General features: G+C 72.9%; 5 protein-coding genes. 2 read left to right on the top strand and 3 right to left on the bottom strand.

Annotated features, from left to right (window positions below; translation table 11 throughout):
- Window positions 1-1,555 (bottom strand): protein kinase (locus ACIQ6R_RS21400; RefSeq protein WP_404222860.1); only part of this gene is annotated, 1,555 nt, incomplete at its 3' end.
- A gap of 360 nt (window positions 1,556-1,915) precedes the next feature.
- On the opposite strand from ACIQ6R_RS21400, the gene ACIQ6R_RS21395 reads away from it, so the two are divergent.
- Window positions 1,916-3,574 (top strand): protein kinase, encoded by a 1,659-nt coding sequence (locus tag ACIQ6R_RS21395; RefSeq protein ID WP_404173085.1) that lies wholly within the window; start codon window positions 1,916-1,918, stop codon window positions 3,572-3,574.
- A 114-nt stretch (window positions 3,575-3,688) separates the two neighbouring features.
- Here ACIQ6R_RS21395 and ACIQ6R_RS21390 read toward each other — a convergent pair whose 3' ends face one another.
- Entirely contained in the window at window positions 3,689-4,231 is a 543-nt protein-coding gene (locus ACIQ6R_RS21390; RefSeq protein ID WP_404173082.1) for a bacterial proteasome activator family protein, read from the bottom strand.
- A gap of 162 nt (window positions 4,232-4,393) precedes the next feature.
- On the opposite strand from ACIQ6R_RS21390, the gene ACIQ6R_RS21385 reads away from it, so the two are divergent.
- The gene (locus ACIQ6R_RS21385; RefSeq protein ID WP_404222859.1) at window positions 4,394-5,155 is read left to right on the top strand and encodes a hypothetical protein; all 762 of its coding nucleotides are present in this window, start codon (window positions 4,394-4,396) and stop codon (window positions 5,153-5,155) included.
- Window positions 5,156-5,165: 10 nt separating this feature from the next.
- Here the strand turns inward: ACIQ6R_RS21385 and ACIQ6R_RS21380 are convergent, their stop codons facing one another.
- On the bottom strand, window positions 5,166-6,146 hold the full coding sequence (locus ACIQ6R_RS21380) for an NAD(P)H-quinone oxidoreductase (RefSeq protein WP_404173076.1): 981 nt from the start codon (window positions 6,144-6,146) through the stop codon (window positions 5,166-5,168).
- Between the last annotated feature and the right edge of the window lie 44 nt (window positions 6,147-6,190).

The following is a 6,190-nucleotide window of genomic DNA, read 5'->3' as shown; positions in this document are numbered from 1 at the left end:
GGCCGCCGTCGGTGCCGCCCGTCGGGTCACCGGTCGGGTCGCCGGTCGGGTCGTCCGTGGGCGTCGTCGGGTCGCCCGTCGGGTCGCCGGTCGGGTCACCCGTCGGGTCCTGGGTGACGCTCTGCGACGGCTGGTAGGACGGGGTGTACGGCGGCGTGTAGCCCCCGTCGCCCGTGCCTCCGCCGCCGTTGCCCTGCTCCGTGCCGGGGTCGGTGGTCTCCTGCGTCTCCTCGTCGCTGGGCGACGGGCTGGGCGACTTCTCGTCGGAGCTCTGCGAGGTGGACGCCGACGGGCTCTTGTCCGTGTCGGGGCCGCCCTTGCCGGCGTCGCCGTTGTTCAGGGCCAGCGCGACGCCCGCCGCGATGGCGATCACCGCGAGGACGGCCAGTATCCACAGCTTGCCGCGGCCGCTGCCCTTGTTGCCGCGGCCTTCGAAGCCGCCGTCGTCGCCCCCGCCGTAACCGCCGTTCGGCAGGATCGGCTGGGGGATCTGCTGGGTGCCCGACGCGCCGTGGTCGGGGTGCGGCAGCACCGAGGTGCCCGCGAGGCCGAGGCCGGCCGACGGAGTGTGCCGGCCGTCGTGCGCGGCGACCGGGCCGGTGTTCCAGGTGCCGGTGTGGCCGCCCTGCTCGTACAGCATCTGGAGCCCGTACTGGACCAGGCCGCGCATCTCCTCGGCGGTCTGGAACCGGTCGTCGGGCTCCTTGGCCAGCGAGCGCATCACCAGGCCGTCCAGCTCCGGCGGGGTGGCGTCGGAGACCTCGGAGGGCGGCGTCGGGATGTCCTGGACGTGCTGGTAGACCACCGACAGCGGGGTCTCGCCGGTGAACGGCGGACGCAGCGCGAGCAGTTCGTAGAGCAGGCAGCCCGTCGCGTACAGGTCGGAGCGGTGGTCGACGGCCTTGCCGAGGGCCTGCTCCGGGGAGAGGTACTGCGGGGTGCCCATGACCATGCCGGTCTGCGTCATCGTCGTGGACGCGCCGTGCAGGGCGCGGGCGATGCCGAAGTCCATCACCTTCACCGCGCCGTTGTGCGTGATGATGACGTTGGCCGGCTTGATGTCGCGGTGCACGATGCCGTGCTGGTGGGAGTAGGCGAGCGCCTCCAGGACACCGGAGACGATGATCAGGGCCTGCTCGGGGCCGGGCGCCTCGGCGTTCAGGAGGAGGTCGCGGATGGTGCGGCCCTCGACGATCTCCATCACGATGTACGGCACGGACTGACCGCCGACGAAGTCCTCGCCGGAGTCGTACACGGCCACGATGGCGTGGTGGTTGAGGCCGGCCACCGACTGTGCCTCGCGCGTGAAGCGGGCCTTGGAGACCGGGTCCTCGGCGAGATCGGCGCGCAGCAGCTTGACCGCCACGGTGCGTCCGAGGCGGACGTCCTCGGCGGCGAACACCTCGGCCATGCCGCCCCGCCCGAGCCTGCGGGTCAGCCGGTACCGGCCGTCGCCGACGAGCCCGCCGTTGCCCCAGGTCTCCGGCGCGTCAGCCATACCGCCGCCAGTCGCCTCGGGTTCGGACGGGCCCTGGGCGCGCTGCTGCTGTGCCATCAGTCCTCGCCGTCGTTTCTGCCCGCGGTGCGCGCGGTGTTGTTACGGTCTCCGTCGGCCACGCTACAGCCTTCGCGGGGGCCTCCGGTCCGAGATGGGCGCCGCGACCGGCATCGAGACGGACCGGTCATGAAACCCTGGTTCCGTACTGTCGTGCAAATTCTGTGCACCGGCGGTACGTCGGCTGTAACGCTTCCGCGACGCTTCTTTCGCGTACGGTCACGGAACGGGCACCGCGCTTGACGTGTCAGTGCCCTGGGGCAGACTTGGCCGGGAATCGCACTTTCGATCACGATCACGAACGCGAGCGCGCGTGCCGCTGCCACCGGCGTCGCGGCTGCCTATGGGGGACGCAGAGACATGAGCCAGGACGCCGGACAGGGCCGGTACGCGGGGCGGGCACTCGCCGGCGGCCGCTACCAGCTGCGCGACTTGCTCGGCGAGGGCGGCATGGCCTCGGTGCACCTGGCGTACGACTCGGTGCTGGACCGCCAGGTCGCGATCAAGACGCTGCACACCGAGCTGGGCCGGGAGCAGGCTTTCCGCGAGCGCTTCCGCCGCGAGGCCCAGGCAGTGGCCAAGCTCACGCACACCAACATCGTCTCCGTCTTCGACACCGGCGAGGACGATCTCGGCGGCATGACGACTCCGTACATCGTCATGGAGTACGTCGAGGGCCGGCCGCTCGGTTCGGTGCTCGACGAGGACGTCCGGCAGCAGGGCGCGATGCCCGCCGACAAGGCGCTGAAGATCACCGCGGATGTGCTGGCGGCCCTGGAGATCAGCCACGAGATGGGCCTGGTCCACCGGGACATCAAGCCGGGCAACGTGATGATGACCAAGCGCGGCGTGGTCAAGGTGATGGACTTCGGCATCGCCCGCGCCATGCAGTCCGGCGTGACCTCGATGACGCAGACCGGCATGGTCGTCGGCACCCCCCAGTACCTCTCGCCGGAACAGGCCCTCGGCCGCGGCGTGGACGCCCGCTCCGACCTGTACTCGGTCGGCATCATGCTCTTCCAACTGGTCACCGGGCGCCTGCCGTTCGACGCGGACTCGCCGCTGGCCATCGCGTACGCGCACGTGCAGGAGGAGCCGGTGGCTCCTTCGTCCGTCAACCGCGCCCTGCCGCCGGCCGTGGACGCGCTGGTGGCCCGCGCGCTGAAGAAGAACCCCAACGAGCGTTTCCCCAGCGCCGAGGCGATGCGGGACGAGTGCCTGCGCGTGGCGGCCTCCTTCCAGGCGGCCCCGCCGAGCATCGTGCCCGGCGCGCACGCGTCGAGCGGCGCGGGCGTCGGCTCCGCGGTGTTCCCGCCGGTCGACCAGAGCGGACCGGTGCCCACGGGCCCCGTCCAGACGCCGTACCAGCCGACGCCGGCCCCGGGCCCGAACCCGTACGGCACCCCGGCGCCCGGCCCGCACTCGCCCGCGTACGGCTATCCGCAGCAGGGCGGCTACCCGACGCCGGCCGCGTCGCCGTACGCACCGCAGCAGCAGGGCGCGCACACGCCGCCGCCGTACAACCTCACGCCCTCCGCCCCGGCCTCCGGCTCGTCGGGCGGCGGCGGGAACAACAAGCTGGTGATCATCGGCTCGATCGTGGTCGCCGTCCTGGTGGTCGGCGGTCTGATCGGCGCGCTGACGATGGACAACGGCGGGGACGACCCCAAGGGCGGGGACGCCACCGCCAGCGCGTCCGCGTCGGACTCGAAGGCGGCGGGCTACCGCGGGCCGGACAAGACGAAGACGATCGAGAAGGACGAGTGCACCGAGCCGGAGGAGTCGTACAACGACCCCGACAAGATCAAGGTGCCGGACTTCACGTTCAAGTACATCGGCTCGGTCAAGGAGTGCTTCAACGCGGCCGGCTGGCGGATGAAGGTCGTGGAGGTCGACGAGAACACCTACGGCGAGGGCTCGATCCGCGACCAGTTCCCCGCGCCCGGCACGGACGTCGACCCCGAGGACATGCCGGAGATCCAGCTCAAGGTCTCCACGGGCAACCCGGCGTCCTCCTGATCGCGCATCGCGCGACACCCCCTGGTACCCGGCGTACGGCGAAGGGCCCGGCAGCAGGTGCTGCCGGGCCCTTCGTGGTGTCGGTGGGTCGTCGTCCCTGCCGGTCGGGGCGGCCTACAGGTAGGGGCCACCCGAGCGGCCGCCCAGGTGGGGCGGCTCCTCGCCGTCCTGGCCGACGCCCGGCGGCAGCGCGCGGCGCATCTGCTCCAGCTGGGCCCGTGCGGCCATCTGCTGGGCGAACAGCGTCGTCTGGATGCCGTGGAAAAGGCCCTCCAGCCAGCCCACCAGCTGCGCCTGCGCGATCCGCAGTTCGGCGTCGGTCGGGGTGACGTCGTCCGTGAAGGGCAGGGAGAGCCGCTCCAGCTCCTCGACCAGCTCCGGGGCCAGGCCGTCCTCCAGCTCCTTCACCGAGCTGGCGTGGATCTCCTTGAGCCGGGCCCGGCTCGCCTCGTCCAGGGGCGCGACGCGCACCTCCTCCAGCAGCTGCTTGATCATGCTGCCGATCCGCATGACCTTGGCAGGCTGTTCCACCTGCTCGGTCACCGGGATCTCGCGGGCGTCGTCGTCTCCACCGCCGCCGCTGAGCGCCATTCCGTCCTGGCCGACGACCAGGACTTGGGGGTTCTCCGGCGACCTGTCGTTCCTCGGCATCTCCATACCGCCCATTGTCTCGTACCCGCGCGGCGCGACAGGGCGGTGCCCCCGCGGAAGCGCGCTCCAGCGCATTCGGCGGAGTCCGGAATGCCGGTACGGCGGGCGAATGTGAGGCTTGTCCCGTCGATTTCTGCGACTGGTTACCACCGGGAGGGGGTCACCGACGTGACTCCATGGCTGCGCACACTGCGAGCGACGGGACTGGCGGGGGCCCTGGGGGTGAGCGCGCTGGTGTCACCGTGCGGGGCGGGGGTGGCGCACGGCGCCGGGTTCGCGACGGTCGGGGCGGTGGGGGCAGTCGCCCCCGGCGCCGGGCCGGCCTCCGTGTCCCCGTCTCCTTCCGGTTCGGCTCCCGCCGCGGTTCCGGGGGCGGCCGACCCGGACGGCTCCGGCGGTCACGACGGGCACAACGGTCACGAGCGTCCCCGGCGCGACGACGGTCACGACGGTCCCGACCGCTCGGATACCGGCCCCGCCTCCCCGTCCGGCGAGGAATCCGGCCCGGCGGGCAGCGCGGCGCGCGACTCCGCGACGGCCTCTCCCTCCGCCTCTCCTTCCGGGTCGGGCGCGTCGGCGGCAGACCCGGAGCCCTCCCGGGCGGGGAGCCGGCCGGGCGAGGGGCGGCAGCGGCCCGGGCGGCCCGAGGAGCGCGAGCCGGAAGAGGCCGACGCCGACGGGAACGCCCGCCACCGGGCGGACGGTGACGGCGACGCGGGCCTGCCCGACGGTCCGGAGACCGCCGTGCCGCCCGGGGAGGCCGCCCTGGTGCCCTCCGCGTCCCCGTCCCGTTCCCGGCCTCAGGCCGGCACGCACGCCCAGGACGACACCGAGCCCGTGGTGCGAGCCCTGCCCCTGGGCAGCGGGCTGGTCCTGATCGGCCTCGGCCTGGCCCTGGCCTTCGTCGGCCTCCGCCTGCGGCGCGGCTGACGCGCACCGGCTACGAGGCGATCAGCAGCACCTTGCCGATGTGGCCGCTCTCCTCCACGACCCGGTGGGCGGCGGGGGCGTCGCTCATCGGGAGTTCGCGGTCGACGATCGGGCGGACGTGACCGCCGTCGAGCAGCGGCCAGACGTGCTCGCGTACGGCCGCCACGATGGCCGCCTTCTCCTCCAGCGGGCGGGCGCGCAGCGAGGTCGCGCTGACGGCGGCGCGCTTGGCCAGGAGCGTGCCGATGTCCAGCTCACCCTTCCGGCCGCCCTGCATGCCGATGATCGCGAGCCGGCCGTTGACGGCGAGAGCCTGGACGTTGCGGTCCAGGTACTTGGCGCCCATGTTGTCGAGGATGACGTCGGCGCCCGCGCCGCCCGTCGCCTCCTTCACCTCGGCGACGAAGTCCTGCTCGCGGTAGTTGATGAGGATGTCGGCGCCCAGTTCGGCGCAGCGCTGCAGCTTCTCCTCGGTGCCCGCCGTCACGGCGACCTTCGCGCCGACGGCCTTGGCGAGCTGGATCGCCATGGTGCCGATACCGCTGGAGCCGCCGTGCACGAGCAGCGTCTCGCCGGGGCGCAGGTGGGCGACCATGAAGACGTTCGACCAGACGGTGCAGACCACCTCGGGCAGCGCCGCCGCCCGCCCCACGTCGATGCCCTCCGGGACCGGCAGCAGCTGACCGGCCGGAACGGCGACCTTCTCGGCGTAGCCGCCGCCTGCGAGGAGCGCGCACACCTCGTCGCCCACGGACCAGCCGGACACGCCCGTCCCGAGTGCGGCGACGCGCCCGGAACACTCCAGACCGGGGTAGGGGGAGGAGCCGGGCGGGGGGTCGTAGAAGCCCTGGCGCTGCATGATGTCGGCGCGGTTGACGGCGCTGGCCGCCACCTCGACCAGGACCTCGCCCTCGCCGGGCACCGGGTCGGGGACCTCGGTCCAGACCAGCGCCTCGGGGCCTCCGGGTTCGGAAATCGTGATCGCATGCATGAGGGCGACGCTACTCCTCCGCCCCTGTTCGGCCCCCTCCGCCC

This window comes from Streptomyces sp. NPDC096048 (genome assembly GCF_044763415.1).
Lineage (GTDB): Bacteria > Actinomycetota > Actinomycetes > Streptomycetales > Streptomycetaceae > Streptomyces.
The sequence above is the reverse complement of the archived record's forward strand: the minus strand, read 5'-3'. Positions and strand labels throughout refer to the sequence as shown.

Coding starts and splice junctions, on each gene's coding strand:
- ACIQ6R_RS21395 (WP_404173085.1), top strand. CDS start 1,916: ATGAGCCAGGACGCCGGACAGGGCCGGTACGCGGGGCGGGCACTCGCC.
- ACIQ6R_RS21390 (WP_404173082.1), bottom strand. CDS start 4,231: ATGGAGATGCCGAGGAACGACAGGTCGCCGGAGAACCCCCAAGTCCTG.
- ACIQ6R_RS21380 (WP_404173076.1), bottom strand. CDS start 6,146: ATGCATGCGATCACGATTTCCGAACCCGGAGGCCCCGAGGCGCTGGTC.